This window comes from Yoonia tamlensis, from assembly GCF_900115105.1.
GTDB classification, from domain to species: domain Bacteria; phylum Pseudomonadota; class Alphaproteobacteria; order Rhodobacterales; family Rhodobacteraceae; genus Yoonia; species Yoonia tamlensis.
Genome location: NZ_FOYP01000001.1, coordinates 1975926 through 1999091 on the forward strand (window position 1 = coordinate 1975926; position 23166 = coordinate 1999091).

Annotated in this window: 19 protein-coding genes and 1 tRNA gene; 7 read left to right on the forward strand and 13 right to left on the reverse strand. The window is 57.8% G+C overall.

All coding sequences use genetic code 11. The features are described 5' to 3' along the window. Positions 1-128 precede the first annotated feature (128 nt). On the forward strand, positions 129-1922 hold the full coding sequence (locus tag BM320_RS10125; RefSeq protein ID WP_090199578.1) for an exopolysaccharide transport family protein: 1794 nt from the start codon (positions 129-131) through the stop codon (positions 1920-1922). On the opposite strand, the gene BM320_RS10130 is transcribed toward BM320_RS10125, so the two are convergent. The 4 genes from BM320_RS10130 to BM320_RS10145 all read right to left on the reverse strand — a co-directional run bounded on the left by BM320_RS10130 (position 1912) and on the right by BM320_RS10145 (position 6115). Further along, complete coding sequence (locus BM320_RS10130; protein ID WP_165615027.1) at positions 1912-3519, reverse strand: YjbH domain-containing protein; 1608 nt, start codon at positions 3517-3519, stop codon at positions 1912-1914. The genes BM320_RS10125 and BM320_RS10130 overlap by 11 nt on opposite strands. A 25-nt stretch (positions 3520-3544) precedes the next feature. After that, positions 3545-5140, reverse strand: coding sequence for a hypothetical protein (locus BM320_RS10135; protein ID WP_090199582.1), 1596 nt, complete (start codon positions 5138-5140; stop codon positions 3545-3547). Between the two features lie 3 nt (positions 5141-5143). Further along, positions 5144-5401 carry a spike base protein, RCAP_Rcc01079 family gene (locus tag BM320_RS10140; protein WP_090199584.1) on the reverse strand — a complete coding sequence of 86 codons (258 nt, stop codon included), beginning with the start codon at positions 5399-5401 and terminating at the stop codon, positions 5144-5146. A 75-nt stretch (positions 5402-5476) separates the two neighbouring features. After that, entirely contained in the window at positions 5477-6115 is a 639-nt protein-coding gene (locus tag BM320_RS10145) for a sugar transferase (protein WP_090199586.1), read from the reverse strand. A gap of 258 nt (positions 6116-6373) precedes the next feature. On the opposite strand from BM320_RS10145, the gene BM320_RS10150 reads away from it, so the two are divergent. Then, positions 6374-6826 (forward strand): hypothetical protein, encoded by a 453-nt coding sequence (locus BM320_RS10150; protein WP_090199588.1) that lies wholly within the window; start codon positions 6374-6376, stop codon positions 6824-6826. Here BM320_RS10150 and BM320_RS10155 read toward each other — a convergent pair. Further along, positions 6823-7101 (reverse strand): hypothetical protein, encoded by a 279-nt coding sequence (locus BM320_RS10155; protein WP_131802379.1) that lies wholly within the window; start codon positions 7099-7101, stop codon positions 6823-6825. The two genes, BM320_RS10150 and BM320_RS10155, sit on opposite strands and share 4 nt — an antisense overlap. 119 nt (positions 7102-7220) lie before the next feature. Beyond that, positions 7221-8570 carry a serine/threonine protein kinase gene (locus tag BM320_RS10160; RefSeq protein WP_090199593.1) on the reverse strand — a complete coding sequence of 450 codons (1350 nt, stop codon included), beginning with the start codon at positions 8568-8570 and terminating at the stop codon, positions 7221-7223. A 481-nt stretch (positions 8571-9051) separates the two neighbouring features. Here BM320_RS10160 and BM320_RS10170 point away from each other — a divergent pair, with 481 nt between their 5' ends. Then, positions 9052-9840 (forward strand): VOC family protein, encoded by a 789-nt coding sequence (locus BM320_RS10170; RefSeq protein WP_090199597.1) that lies wholly within the window; start codon positions 9052-9054, stop codon positions 9838-9840. A gap of 18 nt (positions 9841-9858) precedes the next feature. On the opposite strand, the gene BM320_RS10175 is transcribed toward BM320_RS10170, so the two are convergent. The 3 genes from BM320_RS10175 to BM320_RS10185 all read right to left on the reverse strand — a co-directional run bounded on the left by BM320_RS10175 (position 9859) and on the right by BM320_RS10185 (position 11326). Further along, positions 9859-9936: transfer RNA gene (locus tag BM320_RS10175), tRNA-Arg, on the reverse strand. Positions 9937-10029: 93 nt separating this feature from the next. After that, on the reverse strand, positions 10030-10947 hold the full coding sequence (locus BM320_RS10180) for an MYG1 family protein (protein WP_090199599.1): 918 nt from the start codon (positions 10945-10947) through the stop codon (positions 10030-10032). A gap of 67 nt (positions 10948-11014) precedes the next feature. Beyond that, positions 11015-11326: an ETC complex I subunit gene (locus BM320_RS10185; RefSeq protein ID WP_090199601.1), complete on the reverse strand. Its 312-nt coding sequence runs from the start codon at positions 11324-11326 to the stop codon at positions 11015-11017. Positions 11327-11518: 192 nt separating this feature from the next. Here BM320_RS10185 and uvrB point away from each other — a divergent pair, with 192 nt between their 5' ends. Further along, positions 11519-13723, forward strand: a complete 2205-nt coding sequence (gene uvrB, locus BM320_RS10190; RefSeq protein WP_090199603.1) for an excinuclease ABC subunit UvrB — start codon at positions 11519-11521, stop codon at positions 13721-13723. A 434-nt stretch (positions 13724-14157) separates the two neighbouring features. Here the strand turns inward: uvrB and BM320_RS10200 are convergent, their stop codons facing one another. The 3 genes from BM320_RS10200 to BM320_RS10210 all read right to left on the reverse strand — a co-directional run bounded on the left by BM320_RS10200 (position 14158) and on the right by BM320_RS10210 (position 17458). Then, positions 14158-14772 (reverse strand): NYN domain-containing protein, encoded by a 615-nt coding sequence (locus tag BM320_RS10200; protein WP_090199607.1) that lies wholly within the window; start codon positions 14770-14772, stop codon positions 14158-14160. A 76-nt stretch (positions 14773-14848) separates the two neighbouring features. Continuing rightward, positions 14849-15235: a Cu(I)-responsive transcriptional regulator gene (cueR, locus tag BM320_RS10205; RefSeq protein WP_090199609.1), complete on the reverse strand. Its 387-nt coding sequence runs from the start codon at positions 15233-15235 to the stop codon at positions 14849-14851. Further along, a complete protein-coding gene (locus tag BM320_RS10210; RefSeq protein ID WP_090199612.1) occupies positions 15236-17458 on the reverse strand; it encodes a heavy metal translocating P-type ATPase in 2223 nt (740 codons plus the stop codon). A gap of 381 nt (positions 17459-17839) precedes the next feature. Here BM320_RS10210 and BM320_RS10215 point away from each other — a divergent pair, with 381 nt between their 5' ends. Further along, positions 17840-19222, forward strand: a complete 1383-nt coding sequence (locus tag BM320_RS10215; protein ID WP_090199614.1) for an aminotransferase family protein — start codon at positions 17840-17842, stop codon at positions 19220-19222. Positions 19223-19294: 72 nt separating this feature from the next. Here BM320_RS10215 and BM320_RS10220 read toward each other — a convergent pair whose 3' ends face one another. Beyond that, positions 19295-19642 (reverse strand): hypothetical protein, encoded by a 348-nt coding sequence (locus tag BM320_RS10220; protein ID WP_090199616.1) that lies wholly within the window; start codon positions 19640-19642, stop codon positions 19295-19297. Positions 19643-19808: 166 nt separating this feature from the next. Here BM320_RS10220 and pdxR point away from each other — a divergent pair, with 166 nt between their 5' ends. Beyond that, positions 19809-21269 (forward strand): MocR-like pyridoxine biosynthesis transcription factor PdxR, encoded by a 1461-nt coding sequence (gene pdxR, locus BM320_RS10225; RefSeq protein WP_090199618.1) that lies wholly within the window; start codon positions 19809-19811, stop codon positions 21267-21269. A 121-nt stretch (positions 21270-21390) separates the two neighbouring features. After that, complete coding sequence (gene xsc / locus BM320_RS10230) at positions 21391-23163, forward strand: sulfoacetaldehyde acetyltransferase (RefSeq protein ID WP_090199620.1); 1773 nt, start codon at positions 21391-21393, stop codon at positions 23161-23163. Positions 23164-23166: the final 3 nt, after the last annotated feature.

The following is a 23166-nucleotide window of genomic DNA, read 5'->3' on the forward strand; positions in this document are numbered from 1 at the left end:
CGACACAAAGCGACGCATTAACCACTGGCGCCTTGGTATTTAGTCGTCGTTCATTGAGATTAATTTTTGGTTAACCCTGTTGTGTTCATTTGACGTGGTAACTTGCTGCACAAAGGGCACGGGGCGCCATGATGATACGAAATCCTGATGATCGCGCCGAAGGCACCGGTTTTGGCGCAGGATTCTACCAGCCCGTGCCGCCGGTCGATGTCTGGGGGATTTTTCATGCCTTCTGGCGCGGCAAATGGATCATTCTGGGTGCCATGATTTGCGCTGTTTTTACGGCAGGTTACTATGCGTTTACGCAAACAACCCCCGCCTATGCGGCCACCGCGACAATTTCTCTCGACCGGACGGCTGCGGGCAACGACGACACCGGTTTCACGGAAATCAGCCCAACGCAACTGAATACCCAAGCGGCAATTTTGCGGTCCAGGCACATTCTGGAAAATGTCATAGTCGCACTGGATCTGGAACGCGATCAGACCTTTAACCGGTATTTGCTGCCCGTGTCCGTCTGGTCGGTTGCGGGGCTGCGCGACCGTGCGCGCGCGCTGATCACCGCACAACCCGCAACCGATGTGACAGCCCAGGAATTGCGCGACAAGACGATTGACAACCTTGCCGCCATGCTGCGCACGGGGCCGGAACGGGGCACCCATATTCTTGGGGTGACGGCGACCACCGCCAACCCGAACCAGTCGCAGATGATCGCAAATGCAGTCGCTCAGGCCTATCTGGACGATCAGGTCGCAGCGCATGCGCACGCAGTCGAAGACACAATTACCCGCCTCGGACAGCGGGTCGCACAATTGCAACAGGACCTGCAAACCAAAGAAACCGCGATCAACGCGCTTTTGACATCCGGTCAGATGACTGACGAAACCGCGCTTGACCGGCTAAGCCAGCAGGCAAATGCCGCAGCCCAACGACTGGCCGAAGCCAGACAGTCGCCCGCACAGAACCCGCAAATCGACGCGCTTCAATCTTTGCATGACCGGTTGACGGCGCAACTATCCGCGCAATCTGATGGGCTGGTTGCGCTGCAGCAATTGCGCCGCGAGGCCCAAAGCACCCGCGCATTATACACCACGCTTTTGGCGCAGTTGCAGCAGACCCAAGGGGTCATAGGCAGCGATCCGGCCGCGGCGCGGATCCTGTCGCCGGCTGCCCCAGGGCGATATGTTGCCCCGCGCAAGACCTATATCATTGCGATTGCAGCGCTTTTGGGTGCGTTTGCCGGCATGGCATATGTGCTTGTCCAGCGGCAACGCCATGTGCAAAGCACGGCTTTTTTCACAACGGGCAATTGGCGCGTGGTTGCACGGTTTCAAGCCAACCCCAAGCGCAAAAACCTGCGGTACAATCAGGATGCAGCGAACCGGCTGCGCACCGCTGTCACGTTGCACCAGGCGGATCGGGCGCAGATTATCCTTGCCACTACTTGCGAAAAAACCGCCACAGGCCGGCTTGCGGCTTGGGCGCTGGCGCAGTCGTTTGCGCGGATCGGCCGTTCGGTCTTATTCATTGATGCCCAAACATCGCGCACGACAGATATGTGCGACAGCGCAACAGATATCGCGCATTTTATGTCGCACGACGCCGTTTTCGCACAAGAGAACCCCGCAAGCGGCATCACCTGTTTGCACGTCGCTGACCCGAAAAATTGCGCGGCTGACATTATTGGCAACGCCGATTTTGGCCGTTTTCTGGAACGGGCACGCGCGCGGTTTGACCAGATCGTGATGCATGCGGCTGATGTCGGATCCTGCGCCGAGGCGCAGATTTTTGCACATCACAGCGACGCGGTGATTGTGACCTTGAACGACAACCAAACGCGCCAGCGCGATTGGGAAAATGCGCAGCGTGCCTTGCGTCACATTGCAACCGCGCCAGAGCCGCTGATCGCCTTTACGGGCTAGCGCGGGCGATCACATACAGGCGATCATCAATGTAGACGCGCGCGCCACCATCGCGGGTGACAGGCCGGATCGTTTGCGACAAGGCCCGCCCGTTGCCCAAGGGTATGGTGAATATTATCCCCTTGTCGAATGACCCTTCGCCGAACTGCGAAAACGGCACATCGGTCAATGTGGCGAAGGCACCCAAGGACCAGCCGCTTTCAAAGTGCCGCGCAAGCGTGAGCGTCGCCCCCCAATCGCCGGCCAGATACCGGCCGACATCAAGCTGCACATGACGGCCCGCGCCCGCGTCCCAATACAGCGATCCATGTCCACTGATCACCTGATAATCGCGCAGGCGAAAATCGCTGTGAAAGCCGCGCTGCTGCAATGCGTTGATTTCAACGCCAACCGCAAAAGGCGCATCGGGCTTTTGCCATAACATCTCGGCGGATAGGCCTGCGTACATTTCTTCAAGCAATCCGGCAGTGATGCGGGTGCTGATATGCGGAAGCGGCTGCCCGCGCCACGTAAGCGTGAGCCTGTTGATATCAAGATCCCCTTCGCGGCCATAAAGCGCAAAATCACTGCGTACATGGGGCAGATGGCTGTCGGATTCGCGCGTGGTCTGGTGCAGGTTGCCAGCGATACGTTGGCGCAGGCTGCCCGAAAGGGTAACGCGCGGTGAAATCTGCCACGCGGCCGTCGAGGCAATCCCGAAATCCGCCCGCAGCGGCGCATCCGGATCAAAAAGGTTCGGCAGGATATAGGGTTTGAGTTCCCAATCAATTGCACGCATGCGCGGTGCGGGTTCCGGCGGTGGCACGGGCGGCGCGGCGACAGATTTGGGATCAAGGCGGTAATGCGCGTGCAGGCCTATTTCGCTTCCATATTGATAGTAGGCGGCAAGCGCCAGCCCATTGCGCGGCTGATACGATAAACCAACATTCACAGGGGACCGGTGCGTAAATGCGCGGCCGTTTTCGGCGCGGTAGCCATCTGATGAATATTCCGCAATCAACGCAATATCGTCGCGAAGCTGGTAATGCACCCCGCCAAAAAGCGCGGCATCCCCGCGAAAGAGCGCGTTGCCCGCAATTGTGCCGCCTTCCCCGATATCCGATGTGGGCCGGTCGCCCAGCGGCAGCGCAGTGCCGCCATAGCTTGCCAGCCGTCCCCAACCCAACCCCAGTGTCGCGCTGAAATGCGGCGATAGCGTTTTGGTCGCGACCACATATTCGCCCGCATAGACGCCGGTGCCGACCAGATCATTCACACCGATCGCAATTGCGGGCCTGTTTTTCGTTTCATCAAACAGCCGGTAATGCAGTCCGAAACTGCGGTCAAAAATCTCTGGGTAGACGCGGCCATCGGCATCGGCAAGGTTGCGTAATCGGGCATAGCCGAGACTGGCCGAAAGCCGGTTTGACAGTTGAAAGGTGGCGCTGCCGCGCGTTTGTCCGGCAAAATGCGACAGGGTAAATGCCAGTTCTGCATCGGGGGCAGAGCTGGCGACCGGCATGTCGATCAAACCGGGCAGGCCGTAGCTGTTATAGTGCTGGGCCTGCGCGGCCACAGGCCAAAACAGGGCGATGACACAAACAAAAAGATACCGCATCAACGCCCCCTTTTCTGCACAGCGGCTACGGATCGTCCTTTGTGACGCGCAGCACATGGCGGTTAAAGAATCCCAAAACATCCCCCGCCCCAAAGCTGAAAGCACCTGCATTGACATAGGCCTTGGCCATCCAGTCCAGCCCGCCGCTTGCGGTGCCGGCATCCAGATTAGGCCGCAAAATAGTGTCAAAACTGTTAAGCACGTTTCCCGCCACTGCCATAGCACCAGCCTCCACCCCATAGGTAATTGAATTTGCGCCAAAGTTTCCGGAAATCCCGACGCGCGACACATCCGCAAAATCTATATTGGCAGGGTTCACGCCACTGAAATCATTAAGGTTAACCGGCGTTTCGCCCGCTGGGTGTACCTGTTCAAAGACCAAGCTTTTGGATTCGCCATCCCAATGCACAATCGGGGCCATCCCCGCATAGAGCCATGCAAAATCGGCGGTGGCACCTGTGCCGTTCAGGGTCACCTCATGGCAGGTTTCGCCCGGCGTGATCAGGCGCAGCAATTGGCATTCGCCAATATCGCCGCCTTCGGCGCGCTGCCATGTGGTGTTTTCAGTAATCGCAATCGCGGACCCGAGCGTGAGCCCGTTTGCCCCTTGGGCAGGCGTCCATGCCACCCCGTCAACCAAGATACTGCGCGAAATCAGGCTTTCGTTGCCATGGGTCTGCCCGCCCAATGTCGTGCTATTGCCTGCGACAGCCAACTCGGCTGCATATTCGCGCTCTGACGCGTAATCAACGGCCACAAATTTTGGGTAGGTCGGGCGGTTGTCCGCGCGCCAGTCAAGCGCCCCGTCTGACGCAATCCCGCCGGTGTGCGTCGGTGCGGTTGCGCCGCTGGTGCCGTTTGCGCGGGCCGTGTAGAAAACGCCACCGTGCTGGACCTCATCGCCCATCGCATAGGCGGTGGCAGGCACCCAAGATGGCGGCAGAATCCGCGGATCATTCAAAGCGCCGGAAATGCCGACAGCCTCAAGCATCAATGCGGTGCCGCCCGGGCTGGCCGCACCGCCGTTTGAAAGGGTCACCACATGCGATCCGGTCAATCCGCTGGCCACTTTGACAGCTTGGCGGCGGTTCAGATCGGTCACGGAATAGGTCGAAAACGCCTTGAAACCCAGACCCGCCGGATCCGCGATTTCATTGACCAGATCCTGCGCCCCGTCGATTGTTACGCGGCAATAGCCGCCGCTGGTGCGACCAGTGAAATAGACCCAAAGATCATAAGGTACAGCGCGGTCCACGGTGACAGTGGCGGTTGGCGTTTGCGACGATGTGCTCACTGCACGGTTGCCGGTGTAGCTGCCTTGCAACCCCGACCCTGATGACTGCATTTGCGCCCATGACCCCGACAGGGTAAGCGCCGCAACCGGATAGATATTGCGCAGCTCTGCGATCAATGTTTCGCGCCATGAAAAACGGTTGCCGGCATCATTTGCATCCAGCCGCATCGCCGCCGCAAAGCCGGTGCCGGTTTCGGACCAGATTGTCAGCCCGCCCTGCGGCGCTTGGGCAAGGGCAATAAATTGTCCTTGGCCTTTTGCAAAATAGGCGGCCAAAGGTTGCAAAGGCGCCGCCGCAAAGCCGGGGGAAAGCTCGAAACCGATCACGGGTTAATACCACGCAACCAGCTGGGCCGTTGTTCCGGTCGCCAGTACGCGCAGCGGCCGGATGCTAAGCACAGCACCCGCGGCCACGTCATAGCTAACGACCGTGCCGGATTTGTCCTGCAGGGCAACCGTGCCGCCCGCATTCACAAAAATTGCGCGCGGCCGCACGGGCAAATCCGCACCGTCATCCGGCGTGATTTGGAAATGCGACACCGCGGGTGATGTCAGGTTTACGTAATCAGAATCAAATGGATCAGACATGGGGGGCTCCGGTAAATAAGACTTTGCCACATATAGGTGACGCGTCTTACCAGCCCGTGTGCGCAGCGTACGTTGCTAGGCCCCGCGCCGCCCCATCACCACGCCAAGCGTGCGCCATGCAATGCGCAGGTCAAACCCGAAACTGGCATGGGCAATATAGTATAGATCCGCCGCGACCCTGCGGCGCATCGCATCCATATCGTCGATATAGCCCAGCTCTGTCTGCGCATAGCCGCTGATACCAGGCAGCGCGCCTTGCCGTGCGGCATAGCCCGGAACGTCGCGCAGATAGACAAGCGCATGGTCATAACAATCCGGACGCGGGCCGATCAGGCTCATCTCTCCGCGCAAGACGTTGATAATTTGCGGCAGCTCGTCAATCCGGCTGCGGCGCAAGAACTGGCCCAGCGGGGTCACCCGTTCGCTTTCCAGACGGTCAAAGGCACCGCGCGCCTGTCTGGCAGTGTGCATGGTCCGGAATTTTATCATGGTAAAGGGTTTGCAGTTTTGCCCCATACGTTTTTGGGTGAAAATAAGTGACCCTGCGTTCACAAACGGGTTCAAAACCGCGAGCACCGCCGCACAGATAATCAGCGGCCCCAAGAGAAGCAGCGCGACAATGCGGTCAAACATGACCTTTGTGCGCGGGATTGTCAGGCTGGTTGGTAATTCGGGCTGTGCAATTACGGCCGTATCATAGCGAAAATCAAACATCGTCACGTCACCTCGGCAATTTCAAAGCGCCACGTCGCAACTGTGCCGCAATCCGAAGTTGGATGATCATGGTTAAGCAATGCTTAAGTTTGGCCGAAATTATCAAGACGTTTAAGCGCAGGCGCAAACAAATTGCCGGTTTTGTTAATCTTTGCGCGCATCGGCGGCCGCGCGCGCGGATGGGGGCCGCGCATCACGCAACCGGTTCTTAACCAGTTTGCGGCTAGCTCGTTCCTGCAGCCGCATAAAAGGATAGGGATGCCCAGGATTATCAATGCACAAAAACTGGTCAGAACCGTTGCATTGGCGCTGCTGATCGGGTCTGCCGCAATGGCCCAAGAGGCCGGCACGCTGATCATACAAAATGACCGCGGCGGCGCGATTGGCGCGCGGTTGATTGCCATCGCCCAAGCCAATAGCAGCCGCACCCGTATCGAATTGCGCGGCCGCATCTGCTATTCGTCTTGTACTTTATATCTAGGCGCTGACGATATTTGTGTCAGCCCTGATACGGTTTTTGGCTTTCACGGGCCCAGCCGCAACGGTCGACCGCTACCCGATGCCGAATTTGAGCATTGGTCGCAAATCATGGCTGCGCAGTACCGCGCACCATTGCGCGACTGGTTCCTGAAAACGGCACGGCACCGGATTACCGGCTATTACCGGCTAACCGGTGCGCAGTTGGTCGCGATGGGCTATGCGCCCTGCTAATGCGTGTGTGGCGTCGACTGCCCTGCTACGACCAACGATCCGACAAACCCCAGCAACGGGCCGATACCGCCCAGAACCGGCACAAATGCGGTCGCATCTTCGTGACAGGTCACAACAATACGGCCCTGCGCATCATAGACGGCATCAGCCACACCATAAGGCACACATGCCGCCTGCACTTGTGGAATTGCGATCAGGTCGCTTTTGGCGTCGGCTAGCGCCGCCCCTGCAAGAAAGATCACACCGCACGCCCCCAATATTATTAAAATTCGCATCAATTTTCCCCTTAATTACAGCAACTTAAGCTGCCACTCCGAAGAATGATCCTTAGGGTTGAGGCTTTAATTTTCTATGAAATATTGGCAGGTCGATAAAATGCCACGCGGATCGCGCGTTAATCACGTTTTGCGCGCGGCATCCAATCCAGAACCCCGCGCGGCGCGGCCTCTGCCTCCGGCTCCGGCTCCGGCTCCGGCGCTTGTTGTTCTGCGGTCTCTTGGGCTGCAAGCGCTGCAATGCGGGCTTCTTCCTCTTGCCTTGCTATTTCCGCCAGTCTTGCCGCCTCTTGTGCAGCGCGCGCTTCTTCTTGCCGCTGGCGTTCATCCGCTTCGCGGCTTTCGCGGTTGAATTCTTCGATCCATTCGGGCCGCGCAATTTTCTTGACCGTGGTCGCGGCCGGCTTTGCAGGCTTATCCCCGCTGTATTTGGGGGCGCCATAGACGTGTTTGTTGGTTTCTTCGATCAACTCGCTCAGCGTCTTGCTCAGGCTGCGGGCCTCGGGGATTTTGACGATCTTGAGCTTGCTATCGTCGCGTTCGATCATTTTCAGCCATTCGGCCGCTGATTGTATCCGGTCACGCTGTGCCACCTGCATGGCCTTATCAATCGCGGCAAGGAACGCGCGGTCATACTGCGGAAAGCGTCCGACAAGCGGCAGGCAGGGATCGGGTTCATTATTGGTCATCGCGGCAACGCGGGTCTGGCTGTTGGGCGGAGATTCACCGGAAATAAGGTGGTAAATCGTGGCCCCCAAAGCATAAAGATCGCTGCTTGGCCCCTGCTTACCGCCCGCAATATAGAATTCATGCGGCGAATACCCGTCCTTGACCACCAGCATCGTCGAGACCTTGGCGGGGGTCTTGCTGGCGTCTTCGCGGGCGGCGCCAAAATCGATCAGCGTCGGGCTACCCCATTTATCCAACAAGATATTGTCGGGGGAAATATCGCGGTGCAGCAAATCGTTGCTGTGGACAAGATCAATAGCATCCAGCATTTTCACGACGATTTCGCGCACCTGATCCGGTAACAGCAGCGCGCTATCATCGTCATCGTCGATGATATCCATCAAATCGCGCCCGTGGATCAGATCCAGCACCATATAGGCGGTCTCGTTTTCCTCGAATACCTGATGCACGCTGACAATATTGGGGTGACGCAGCTTTGCAATACTGCGCGCCTCGCGCATGAACATCTGCACGCTTTTGCGGTATTGCCCTTCAAAGCGCGGGGAATTCACCCTGACCTGATTTCCGAACCGAAAGCACACGGCGTCAGGGAAACATTCCTTAAGCACAACGCCGCGATCCAGATAGATGTCGCGCACCAGATAGGTGATTCCGAAACCACCGCTACCGATCTGCCGGTCGATCTTGAATTTACCGTCAAGCAAATCCGTCCCGACAGGCAAGCCTTGCCCGTGGTCTTCATAGACCTCTGTGGAATCGATAATGCGGGTTTCTTCCATAATCCGTCCTATGTTTCAGGGAGTGGGAGAAACAAAGAACTAAATTATCAAACTAGATTTCATTGGAAACTAATCGCCAGCAATGTCAAGGCACCTGCCCCGCAATCGCCGCGTGGCAAATTGGAGCCCGTCAACGCAAACCTGCTGCCTTTCCGGCGCCAATGCCCGCGCTGCAAACAACATCCGGCATCGGGATACATGGCCAATCAACAGTTTATGGCGACCTGTCATCAATCCGCGCCGTGCATCCGCGATTTTCCTGAACGCGGCGCGCGCAGGCAAATTTGCCCCCTAAACAAAAAATATTTCTCAACAACCCGCACAAATTTGACGCGACCTGTTTGTCAATCGGGCACATGCGCGAAACCGGCCCCGCGCAATTGCGGGCCAAAGAATCAGCTGCCCGCGCAAAGACGTAAGCAGTGCCGACTGAAATGTGCTATGCTTGGGCATGTCTTTGCAAAATCGAGGCAGACCCAAGATGGCACAGCGCAATGGAGCACCGGTTTGGTACGAACTGTTATCGAGCGCGCCTGACGCCGCGTGTGCATTTTATGGCAGGGTCATGGGCTGGTCATTCGCGCAGATGCCGGGTGCTGCGGATATGGCCTATCATATCGGGACGGCCGCGGATGGTGTCGATATTTGCGGGATCATGGACCTGCCCGAAGGTGCGGGGTTCGCGCCGACATGGGCCGCCTATTTCGCGGTCGATGATCTTGACGCGATGCTCGAAAAGGTAAAATCGCTGGGTGGTGCGCATCATATGGGCCCGCAAGATATCCCCGATGTCGGGCGCTTTGCCTTTGTCGCGGATCCGCAAGGCGCGATGTTCTATTTGCTTGAATCCAGCAGCGACGCGCCAAGCACGGCATTTGCAGCCGATAAGGTCGGCCATTGCAGCTGGAACGAACTGGTCACATCGGATCAAAAGGCAGGGCTTGATTTTTATGCTGCACTATTCGGCTGGGCCAAAGCCGGTGCCATGCCAATGGGCGACGGCATGGGGGATTACACCTTTATTGGTCACGGTGATGCATTGATCGGGGCGATCATGGATGCGCCGCAAAAAGGCATGCCGCCGTTCTGGAATTTCGCGTTTCTGGTTGCCGATATCGATGTCGCAAAAACAGCCGTCGAAGATGCCGGCGGCACCGTGCGTATGGGGCCAATGGAGCTGCCCGACGACAGCGGCTGGCTGATCCAGACCACAGACCCGCAAGGGGCCATCGTGATGTTCACAGGCCCGCGCATTGCAGGTGCCGCGTAACCGGTAAATAGGCAAAAATGGCGAGCCGTGGAGGACTCGAACCCCCGACCTGAGAATTAGAAGTTCCCTGCTCTAATCCAGCTGAGCTAACGGCCCGCATTTGTGCGCGTTGTATCGGTTACTTTTGCGGGCATTGTCAACTTGCTAACCGTTCGAACGCTTCGGGCCTTGCGAATTCGCGCGCGCTGGCTATCCGGCTGCGGTGACGGCAATCTCTGCCATTGCCATAATTGCATCACGCGATGACGCAACCGCAATAAACCTGCCGTTGTGGCAGAATTTCGCGCCTTTGACGCCGCAGGCATCTTCGAGCGCCTGATCTGTCAATCCGGCCCAAGCGGCAGGCAGATCCGCGCGCTGGTCAAATGTATCATTTGACAGTTTTATCCCGCCAAGCGTCCATTCATCGCCACGCGGCGTGACCACAAACAGCATATGGTCGGCTCCGGCTGCGTCCAATGCGGAACGGTAGGGCATGCCCATCGGCAGTTCCAGTATGGGCGACGACCCCGCCTTTGCGATGGCGGCATTCACCAACATGCGTGCGCGCGCCTTGGCTGCAAGGTTGCGAACGGTCGCTTCGACAAAGGCCCCCGCAACCGGAAGCGCTGCGACAAACGCGTCATCATCCGCCGTGGGCGACGGATCGTCAAAAACCGGCTTGAGGCTGCCCAGCAAAGACGGCAGCGTCAGGATCGACAAAGGGCCAGCAACCGAAGGTTCCATCGCACCATTGTCCAAAAGGTCAATCGGCAGCACAAATTTCGCATCAAAAGCGGCATGGATTTCGGCAATATCATCCGCAGGCACCCCAAGCGTGGCAAGATAGTCTTGCCCGTAATGCTGCCAGATCAAGCCGAACGAACTAAAAGGCTGTTCATCCGCGCGCAGGGGATTGGGGCGCTGGTGGTGGTCAAAAATCTGGGCCTGCGCATCATAATCGCCCCCCACATCATAAATGATCTTATGCGCGGCAGGTGTCAGCATCTGCTTGTCACGGCTGCGGACAAGCTGCGCTTGGGGGTAAAGCCGCGTCAAAATGACAGAAGAAAGCAATTCATCCGCATGAAAGCCGCCAGAATGGGTGACAAGTTGCGTAATCGTCATGCGCGCAGGCTCCAGAACGTCGGGAAAAATTAGAATTGACGGTGACCGCGATGCACCAATGGCGCGCTTAGTGGGTCCAGGCGCCACGCCGGTTGGTCGCAAAATTCTCTGCGTAGCCGCTCGGACGGATGTTCATTTTGCGCGGCTTTGGGTCTTGCACGGTCGCGTCGATGCCGTGTTGCGCGGCATAATCAATCGCGGCCTGTTTTGTGTCGAATGCAAGACGCACCTGTGCTTGTGTATCTGCCGACGATGTCCAGCCCATCAAAGGATCCACTTCGCGCGCGGTTTCGGCGACATGTTCAAGCACCCAAGATTTTGTCTTGGCGGTGCCCGAAGACATTGCAGTTTTGGCCGGTTGATAAATACGTGCACGCATAGCAGAACTCCTTGCGCCGCACTTATCCCGAAGTTGCGATGCCTTGGCAAGACAGCAGAGTACGAATTCGCAGACAATTCTGAAAAATACGGCGCACCGCATGTGTACAAAACGTAAACATTTTTGTGCCGCAGGGTTGAAACCTGCGCGAAAAGGTTCGAACTATGTTCCTGAAAGCCGAGGTAAGAAACCGTGAACACGTCCGAAACAAGCACCCAGACTGCGGCCTTTCTGGCCAATCCTGCGCCCGATGTGAAAACCCGCGAAAAGCTCGAGGGTGGCAGGAAATTCGTGCTCAGGACTGAATTTGAACCCGCAGGCGACCAACCAACTGCAATCCGTGAATTGACAGCGGGCATTCTGGCAGGTGAACGTGATCAGGTTTTGTTGGGCGCAACAGGCACCGGCAAGACCTTTACAATGGCCAAGCTGATCGAACAAACCCAGCGCCCCGCCATCATTCTGGCCCCGAACAAGACGCTCGCGGCACAGCTATATGGTGAATTCAAAGGGTTCTTTCCTGATAACGCGGTCGAATATTTCGTCAGCTACTACGACTATTACCAGCCCGAAGCCTATGTCGCCCGCTCGGACACATTCATCGAAAAAGAAAGTCAGATCAACGAACAGATCGACCGGATGCGCCATTCGGCCACCCGTGCGCTGTTGGAACGTGATGACGTGATCATTGTGGCCTCTGTTTCATGCATTTACGGTATTGGTTCTGTCGAAACCTACGGCGCCATGACCCAGGATATCCATGTCGGGCAGATGTATGACCAGCGCCAGATCATCGCTGATTTGATCGCGCAGCAATACCGCCGCAACGATGCCGCATTCCAGCGTGGCACATTTCGGGTGCGTGGCGACAGTCTTGAAATCTGGCCTGCCCACCTTGACGATTGCGCTTGGAAACTATCGTTTTTCGGCGAGGAACTGGAAAGCATCACCGCATTTGATCCGCTGACAGGCAGCAAAACAGACACGCTTGATCAGGTGCGCGTCTATGCCAACAGCCACTATGTGACGCCGAAACCGACGATGCAGCAGGCGATCATCGGGATCAAAAAGGAACTGCGCACGCAGCTTGATCTGCTGACCGCAAACGGCAAATTGCTCGAGGCGCAGCGACTGGAGCAGCGGTGCAACTTCGATCTTGAAATGCTTGAGGCGACAGGCGTTTGCAACGGCATTGAAAACTATTCCCGCTACCTGACAGGCCGCGCACCAGGTGAGCCGCCCCCCACCCTGTTCGAATTCATCCCCGATAATGCGATTGTATTTGCGGACGAATCCCACGTTTCCGTGCCGCAGATCGGCGGCATGTATAAGGGTGACTTTCGCCGCAAATCGGTGTTGGCGGAACACGGGTTCCGGCTGCCGTCTTGTATGGATAATCGCCCGCTCAAATTCGAAGAATGGGACGCGATGCGCCCGCAATCGGTATTCGTTTCGGCCACCCCCGCCGCGTGGGAAATGGAACAGACGGGCGGTGTGTTCACCGAACAGATCATCCGCCCAACCGGGCTAATTGACCCCGAAATCGAAATCCGCCCCGTTGAAATGCAGGTCGACGACCTGCTGGACGAAGTCCGCAAGGTTTCCGCCGCGGGCTACCGCACGCTTTGCACGACGCTGACCAAACGCATGGCCGAAGACCTGACCGAATATATGCACGAACAGGGCATTCGCGTGCGCTATATGCATTCGGACATCGACACGATTGAACGGATCGAAATCCTGCGCGACTTGCGGCTTGGCGCCTTTGACGTGCTGATCGGGATTAACCTGTTGCGCGAAGGCTTGGACATCCCCGAATGCGGGCTTGTTGCGATTCTGGACGCGGATAAAGAAGGGTTCTTGCGATCAGAAACCAGCCTAGTGCAGACCATCGGCCGCGCCGCGCGCAACGCCGAAGGCCGCGTGATCATGTATGCCGACAAAATCACCGGATCAATGCAGCGCGCGATGGGTGAAACCGAACGGCGGCGCGCCAAGCAACTAGCCTATAACCTTGAGCATGGCATCACGCCGACCACCGTGAAAAAGAACGTCGAGGATATTCTGGCCGGTCTCTACAAAGGCGACGTTGACATGAACCGCGTCACCGCCAAGGTCGATAAACCGCTGCACGGCGGCAATCTCGAGGCCGTGTTGGACGGGCTGCGCGCCGACATGCGCAAAGCCGCCGAGAACCTCGAATTCGAAGAGGCCGCGCGCCTACGCGATGAGGTCAAACGGCTTGAAACAGTTGAACTCACCATCGCCGACGACCCGCTCGCGCGGCAGCAAGCCGTGGATAAGGCCGTCGACGACGCGCAAACCGCATCAGGGCGCAGCACAGGCGGCCGCGGCGGCATGCGTGGGGGCAAGTCGCGGTATGGGGGGAAGCGGTAACAAGCCTAATTGACTCCCGCAACGCGTGCGTTCAATTTAACCTTTATTAATGAAAGGTTAACGTGTGAACTCAACGCGCACCATTTGCACAGTTTCATTTCTGCTTGTGACAGCATCAAGTCCCACATTCGCGCAGGGCTGCGATCCTAATTATACTGGGGCCTGTGTTCCCATCGCCAGCGACGTGGATTGCGCAGGCGGGAACGGCAATGGTCCCGCATATGTGCGCGGCCCTGTGCAGGTCGTTGGCCGTGACATCTATGGGCTAGACCGTGATGGCGACGGCATAGGGTGCGACAAGTGACCCGCTAAATCTAGAAATTGGACATAGAAACCGCAAAAGCCATATGCACCCAAATCGCACGCGTCCGCCCCCACGGGCGGACGCGTTCCGCACCAGCCCGCGTGTCGGACGCAGGCTATGTGGCCGAAAACTACCGCCCCAGCCCCAGTAAAATCACGCTGCCTTGTTGCCAGCGGCCTTTGACCAGAAAGCCTTTGTCGCCGATCTTGGGGAAATCTTGTTTCCAGTCGAGGAACCGATCATTTGTGACGACCCGCATCCCATCGTCGGAGGCATGTTTTAGCAAAAGCGGATCAGCGGGCGTGCCGCTTGGGGCCAGTGTCACATCATCGGCTGGCAACCCCAGATGCGCGGCCATATCACGCCCGCCAATATGTCTATCCGACAGCTTATAGCCCACATTCGCATCAAAATAGACGATCGGTTCGTACCCGCGCTCCTGCAGCGCGCCAATCACCCGTTGCACCACCACAAGCGATGGATCACCGCCCCAATGCATGACGTTTGACCCATCCACCACAATCGGCCGGCCTACCCGTGTACGCGGCTGCGCGGGTTTTGGCGCCCGCGCAAGCCACCTGCGCAGCCGCCACAGATAGCCCAATGCAAGCACCGCAAATGTGGCGAAAACCATTTTGCCCAGCGCGTCAATGACCCGCGGTTTGTCGCCGCCTTCGGGCAGGACGACGGCACAGATCACCAGCCCAAACAGGGTGCAGACCAGTAATCCCCGAAATAGCCGCATAGAATCGTCCCTGTCTTTCGTGCCTTATGTGTTTGGGGTGCAATTCCCACAACCACAAGGCAACATCGGGACGTTTTTATGACCCTTCAAGCCCCTTCAGGATCGGGCAATCGGGCCGGTTGTCACCAGCGCAGCCCTGTACCAATTCGGCCAATGTATGCCGCATCGCAGTCAGCCCTGCGATTTTAGCATCTATTTCGTCCAGATGTTCGCGCGCAATTGATCTGACATCCGCGCTCGCGCGGGATTTGTCTTCCCACAGGGTCAACAGATTGCGGCAGTCATCAATCGAAAACCCCAAGGCCCGCGCCCGCCCCAAAAACCCCAGCTTATGCGCATCGTTTTGCGTAAAATCGCGGTATCCGTTGGGCCTGCGGTCCGGCGTGACCAGCCCGATATCTTCGTAATAGCGGATCGTTTTGGCGGGCAGTCCGGTGCGGGCAGCAACTTGTGAAATATTCATCTAAGCCCCCTTTACCCAGCGCAAGCGCAGCGCATTTGTGACCACAAGCACGCTCGAGAGCGCCATCGCCCCCGCACCCAGTTGCGGCGACAACAGCAGCCCCGAGAACGGATACAGCACCCCTGCAGCCACGGGCACCAGCAAGATATTATAGCCAAACGCCCAAATCAGGTTTTGCCGGATATTGACCATTGTGGCCTTGCTTAACTTTATCCCGTTTACCACGCCCGCAGGATCACCCGCCATCAAGACGACATCGGCCGTCTGTACCGCCACATCCGTGCCTGTCCCGATTGCGACACCCACCTGCGCGGCCGCCAAGGCAGGCGCATCATTGATCCCATCCCCGACAAAGGCCACGTTTTGGCCGCCCGTTTGCAACTGGGTGATCACGTCAACCTTGCCCGCTGGCAGCACGTCGGCATAGATGTCCGAAATGCCCAGTTCAGCCCCGATGGCCTGCGCCGTACGCGCCGCATCGCCAGTGATCAACACCACGCGTTTGCCCATTGCTTGCAACTGCCGCACGGTTGATTTGGCGCTGGGGCGCAACTGATCGGCGACCGCAATCACGCCGGCCGGCACCCCGTCGACGGCGACCATAACGGGCGTTTTTCCGGCACTGGCAAAGCCCTGCGCGACCGGTTCGAGCGGCGCGGGGTCGATCCCTTCGCGCGCAAGCAGCCGTGCGGCACCGACAAGGATCACGCGCCCGTCAACCACCCCGCGCAACCCATGCCCCGTGATCGCGCTGAAATCTGACACGCTAGGCAAAGGCGCAGATGCGGCGGCGATAATCGCGGACGCAAGCGGGTGCTCGGACAGGGATTCAACTGATGCAACCTGTTGTAATAGCGCGTCTTTATCACCCGTAATCGCGACCACATCGGTCAGCACCGGGCGTCCTTGGGTCAATGTGCCGGTCTTGTCGAATGCAACCGTATCCACCGCTGCCAATGCCTGCAGCGCGTCACCTTGCCGGAACAACACCCCCAGATCGGCGGCGCGGCCTGTGCCGACCATGATCGACATCGGCACCGCCAGACCCATTGCGCAGGGGCAGGCGATGATTAGCACGCAAACACCAGCCACCAGCGCGTGCGACAACACGGGCGCAGGCCCGAAAAACAACCAGACCAAGACGGTCAACGCCGCAACCCCCATAATCGCAGGCACAAACCAAAGCGTGATTTTGGTCACCAGATCCTGCACCGGTAGCCGCGCGTTTTGCGCGCCTTCGACCATGTCGATAATCCGCGCCAGCATTGTATCCGCCCCGACCGCCGTGGCGCGGATATGCAGCGCCCCGTTGCCGTTGATCGTGCCGCCAACCACGCTGTCACCAACTGTTTTTTCGACCGGCACAGGTTCGCCCGTGACCATGCTTTCGTCGATATATGATGCGCCTTGCGTCACAACCCCGTCGGTTGCGATTCGTGCGCCGGGGCGCAAAATGATGATGTCGCCTTTAGCCAATTCCTCAATTGGCACCGCGTGTTCAACCCCATCGCGCAAAACGGTCGCCGTATCGGGGCGCAACGCTATCAACCGCTTGATCGCGGCCCCCGTCTGGCCCTTTGCCCGCGCTTCAAGCCAGCGACCCAGCAAGATCAGCGTCACGATAACGGCCGCGGCTTCGAAATAGACGGCGCGGGATGCGGCGGGCAGCAGCGCTGGCGCAAAAAGCGCCACCACCGAATAGGCCCAAGCCGCCCCTGCCCCCATCACTACAAGCGCGTTCATATCAGGCGCAAAACGGCGCAGCGCAGGAATGCCCTTGGCAAAGAACACGCGCCCGGGCCAGGCAAGCACAAGCGTCGTCAGCACAAATTGCAATGTCCAACTGGCCTGCATCCCGATGGTTTTCATGATAAAATGATGCAGCGCAGGGAACAAATGCCCCCCCATTTCCAGCGCAAACACCGGTGCTGTCAGCAAGGCTGCAATGATAAACTGTCGCAGAACCACTTGCGCGGCGTCGTCTTGATCGGCTTGGGCGGGGGCCTGCGGCGTGATGGGCTGCGCGGCATAGCCCGCATCGGTGATTACCTGCGCTATCTTCGTCGGGGCCAGTGCGCTTGTCACTGTCGCCGTGCCATTGGCAAGGTTCACATAGGCTTTTGTGACGCCGTCAACCTTGCCCAATGCGGTTTCCACACGCCCCGCGCAGCCTGCGCAGCTCATGCCGGTGATTTGAAATTTCTGTTCGATTGCGTGACCCATGGTGCTTTCCGCCTTTGCTCTGGCACCCTACATAGGGGTTCCAGTCACGGGAAGGTCAAGAAGTGATTTCAAAAAAATAACGGTGAAGTTGGCAACTTGCCCAATATCTGGCCTGCCCGTCCGACACATGAAACTAGTCGCCAAAAATTTATCAAACAGTCAAAGAAATATTGCAAACGCCGCACAAATTGCAGCCTTTTCAATAAATTGCATCCCTCATGGATTTGCGCGATGGGCCGCTCGCACACGGTCTGGCTATATGCATGGGCCATTTGTGGACCTATTTCCAAGCGGCATCCTGTTGAAAAACTGTAGGGAATTGCAACAATGCCACCTAGATTCGGCCTGCATAAAACTTCAGACATAAACGGAGCCATACACATGGACACCAACAGCTATTCCAATGATCCTGGCCATGTGATCGAGGCCGACCGCGCCCATGTCTGGCACCACCTGAGCCAGAACAAGGTCTACGAAAAAATCGACCCGCGCATCATCGTCGAAGGCAAAGGGCTGAAAGTCTGGGACATCACCGGAAAAGAATATCTTGATGCCGTTTCTGGCGGGGTCTGGACCACAAACGTGGGCTACGGGCGCGAACGGATCGGCAAAGCTGTCGGCGATGCCATTACAAAGATGTGCTTTTTCAGTGGCGGGGCGGGCACAATTCCGGGCGCAAATTTTGCAAAGATGCTGATCGAAAAAATGCCCGGTCTTGACCGCGTCTATTACGCCAATTCAGGGTCCGAAGCGAACGAGAAGGCGTTCAAAATGGTCCGCCAGATCAGCCACAAGCATTATGGCGGCAAGAAATATAAAATCCTTTACCGTGACCGCGATTACCACGGAACCACGCTTGGCGCGCTATCCGCTGGCGGTCAGGATGAACGCAACGCGCAATACGGCCCCTTTGCGCCCGGTTTTGTGCGTGTCCCCCATTGTCTTGAATACCGGTCTGAAAACGGGCTGACCGGCGAAGCCTACGGCGCCGCTGCCGCCCAAGCGATTGAAGACGTGATCCTGCGCGAAGGTGCGGATACTGTCGGCGCGCTGTGTCTTGAACCGATCACCGCCGGTGGCGGCATCATCGTGCCCCCCAAAGGATACTGGGACCGCGTGCAGGAGATTTGCAAAAAATATAATATACTGCTGCATATTGACGAGGTCGTCTGCGGCATCGGCCGGACCGGCACATGGTTTGGTTACCAGCAATTTGGCGTCCAGCCCGATATCGTCACAATGGCCAAAGGCGTGGCGTCGGGCTATGCCGCGATTTCATGCTGTGTCACCACAAATGCCGTCTTTGACCAGTTCAAGGACGACACCGATAAAATGAGCTATTTCCGCGATATTTCCACCTTTGGCGGCTGCACCGGCGGGCCGGCGGCGGCGATTGAAAACATGAAAATCGTCGAAGAGGAAGACCTGCTGGGCAATTCCGCCGCGATGGGCGACCATCTCAAGGGCAATCTGCACGGGTTGATGGAACAGCACAAATGGATCGGCGATGTGCGCGGCATGGGGCTTTTTGCGGGGATCGAACTGGTCACCGACCGCTCGACCAAAGAACCGGTCGGGGAACCCCAGATCGCGGCAATCGTTGCCGATTGTATTGCCCAAGGTGTGATGATCGGCGCGGCGAACCGGTCTGTGCCCGGTTACAACAACAGCCTGTTGTTCGCACCGGCACTGGTCGCGACCAAAGACGACCTGAACAATATCACCGAAGCCGTCGGGCAAGCCATCAAACGCGTGTTAGGTTAAAAAAAGGCCCGGAGGGATGAGCTCCGGGCCTTACCACCCGCACAGTCGGTTTTCCCGTGAGTGGTGCGACTGTTATCCGCGGTCAGGTGCGGCGGGGCGGTATTTCTGCATGACTTCGTCCAATGATTGTGCGGTGATCGCTGCATTGTCCTGCTGCAAACAGCTGGCCATTTCGGTCAGGCGCGCTTCGTGTTCTTCACGGCTTGGGCGTTGTGGGCGCTCTCCATTGCCCGATTGCGCGCCGCCCGGCTGGCCTTGTTCGGGCGCACAGCTTTGCAAAAGTGTCGCGGACACCCCAAGCTCTGCGGCCATTTCTACCGGTTGCGGTGCGGGTCGCGCGCCCCCGTCCTGGGCTGCTGCAAATGTCGGGGCAAACACCCCGAGCGCGACGATCAATGTGGCCTTGGATAATGTAATCATTCCGGTCTTCCTTGTTGGATAGGCCAGTAATACGGCGCCGGCCCGAACTTCCGTCGCAAGAAATGCAAAGCCTTCGGAATTGCGCGCAACGGTATTTGCGCATTTGAAAACCGCCTTGTAATCCGGCGACCAATAGGTCCAATTTAAGGCTCACTTAGGACCACATATGCCGATTTCTGTCGAAACCTTCTTTCTTGATCCGTCTTCGGTCGGCACGCTTCAGGCGCGCGTCCAGCAAATGGTTGCCCAAGGGATCCTTGCCGGACGGTTCCGCGCGGGCGAACGGCTGCCATCATCACGCAAGATGGCCGCGCATTTGGGGGTCAGCCGGATCACCGTAACGCTGGCCTATACCGAATTGGTCGCTGATGATTACCTGACCGCACGCGGGCGGTCGGGCTATTTCGTGTCCAAAAACGCCCCCGAACCGCCAGCGTTTCCCGCCAAGCGCGCACAGGTCGGCAATGTCGACTGGAACCGCGCAATCGGCCAGAAATTCACCCCCGGCCTGAACCATGATAAACCAAGCGACTGGGCCAGCTACCGCTATCCGTTTATTTACGGTCAGGCCGACAAGACGCTGTTTGATACGGCCAATTGGCGGCTATGTGCGCTGCGCGCGCTGGGCATGCGCGACTTTGGGGCGCTGACGTCGGATTATTACGATGGTGACGATCCGCAACTGGTTGAATTCATTGCCAGACAGACATTGCCGCGGCGTGGGATATTGGCCAATAACGATGAAATTCTGGTCACTATGGGGGCGCAAAATGCGCTTTGGCTGGCTGCGCAGGTCCTGCTTAACAGCCGCCGTCTGGCCGCGATCGAGGACCCGGGCTATCCCGCATTGCGCAATATTCTGGAACAATCGCGCTGTCAGTACACCGCCGTGCCGGTTGATGATGACGGGTTACCGCCCGACCTGCTGCCGCCCGATATTGACGTGGCCTTTGTGACCCCCAGCCACCAGTGCCCGACCACATCGACCATGTCTGTCGCACGGCGCAAAGCCCTGCTTGCAAAGGCCGAAGCGGATGATTTCCTGATCGTCGAAGATGATTACGAATTTGAAATGTCGTTTCTCAAGGCGGCCTCGCCATCGCTCAAATCGCTCGACCAGAACGGGCGGGTAATTTATGTCGGATCATTTTCCAAATCGCTGTTTCCTGGGCTCCGGCTGGGGTATCTTGTGGGGCCCGCACCCTTTATCCGCGAGGCTCGCGCGTTGCGGGCCACGGTTTTACGACACCCGCCCGGACACATCCAGCGCACGGTCAGCTACTATCTTTCGCTAGGCCATTACGATGCGTTGATCCGGCGGATGGGCAAGGCCTATCATCACCGCCGCGAGGTCATGGACGTCGCACTCAGGCACCACGGGCTAACGGTTGCGGGGCATGGCACATACGGGGGGTCTGCGGTGTGGCTGCGCGCGCCAAACGGGATCGACACAAGGCAACTGGCGCAAAGGCTTCGTGGTGACAGCGTGCTGATTGAATCAGGCGCAGCATTCTTTTCCACCGACGCACCGCCCAAAGATTATTTCAGGCTGGCCTATTCGTCGATTCCTGCGGCACAAATTGCGCCCGGTGTTGCGCTGATCGCCAAGGCAATTGCGGGCGCATGACCTTAGCCGGCAATTCTGGATCCAAACCCCAATGCAAATTGGCCCTATTGCCACAACAGCCCGCTTTCTAATGTGGCGCTGACAATCGCGCGCGATCTACAAAACCCAAAGGACTATTTTCATGAAAATGACCACCGAAGAAGCATTCGTCAAAACCCTGCAAATGCACGGGATCAAACATGCTTTCGGGATCATTGGCTCTGCGATGATGCCGATTTCGGATATTTTCCCGAAGGCCGGAATCATGTTCTGGGACTGCGCGCACGAAGGTTCCGCCGGGATGATGGCTGACGGCTACACCCGCGCGACCGGTGAAATGTCGATGATGATCGCGCAAAACGGCCCCGGAATCACCAATTTTGTGACAGCTGTCAAAACCGCTTACTGGAACCATACGCCGCTTTTGCTGGTCACGCCGCAGGCCGCAAACAAGACCATTGGTCAGGGTGGTTTCCAAGAGGTCGAACAGATGAAACTGTTCGAAGATATGGTCGCCTATCAGGAAGAAGTCCGCGACCCCACCCGCATCGCCGAAGTTTTGAACCGCGTGATCATGAAGGCCAAGCGCGCCTCGGCCCCTGCCCAGATCAACGTGCCCCGCGATTTCTGGACGCAAGTGATCGACATTGAATTGCCGATGATTGTTGACTTTGAGCGCCCCGCGGGCGGCGAAACCGCCATAGCAAAGGCCGCCGAATTGCTGTCTGGCGCTAAGTTCCCCGTCATTCTGAACGGCGCGGGTGTGGTCTTGGCCGATGGCGGGATTGCCGCGTCCATTGCGCTTGCCGAACGGCTCGATGCGCCTGTTTGTGTTGGCTATCAACACAATGATGCCTTTCCCGGCACGCACCCGTTGTTTGCGGGGCCTTTGGGTTACAACGGATCCAAAGCAGCGATGGAATTGATTAGCAAAGCCGATGTTGTGCTTGCGCTCGGGACGCGGTTGAACCCGTTTTCGACCCTGCCGGGCTATGGGATTGATTACTGGCCCAAAACAGCCAAGGTTATTCAGGTCGATATCAACCCCGACCGGATCGGGCTGACCAAGACTGTGACAGTCGGCATTGTTGCCGATGCCGCAAAGGCCGCAAACGGTATTCTTGCGCAGCTCTCAGAAGACGCGGGTGACGCAGGGCGCGCGGACCGCAAGGCGCTGATCGGCAGTCTCAAATCCGCATGGGCGCAAGAATTAACCAGCCTTGACCACGAAGACGATGATCCGGGCACCACATGGAACGCGCGCGCCCGCGCCGCCCGCCCCGATTGGATGAGCCCGCGCATGGCGTGGCGCGCGATCCAGTCAGCGATGCCCGAAAACGCGATTATCAGCTCCGATATTGGCAACAACTGCGCAATCGGAAACGCCTACCCGTCCTTCCCGACGGGGCGCAAATATCTGGCGCCCGGACTGTTTGGCCCCTGCGGATATGGTCTACCGTCCATCGTCGGTGCCAAGATCGGCCGACCCAACGTGCCCGTCATTGGTTTTGCAGGGGACGGCGCGTTTGGTATTTCCGTGAATGAACTGACCGCAATCGGCCGCGATGAATGGCCTGCCATCACGCAGATCGTGTTCCGCAACTATCAATGGGGCGCGGAAAAGCGCAATTCCACCCTATGGTTCGACGATAATTTTGTCGGCACCGAACTGGATATGAAAGTCAGCTATGCAGGGATTGCACAGGCCTGTGGGCTCAAAGGCGTGCAAGCCAAGACCATGGACGCGCTGACAGAGATCCTGAACCAAGCAATCAAGGATCAGATGGAAAACAAAGTGACTACGTTGATCGAAGTCATCTTGAACCAAGAGCTGGGTGAACCGTTCCGCCGCGATGCAATGAAAAAACCCGTCCGCGTGGCAGGCGTATCTGCCGACGATATGGCGTCAGGTTAGGCT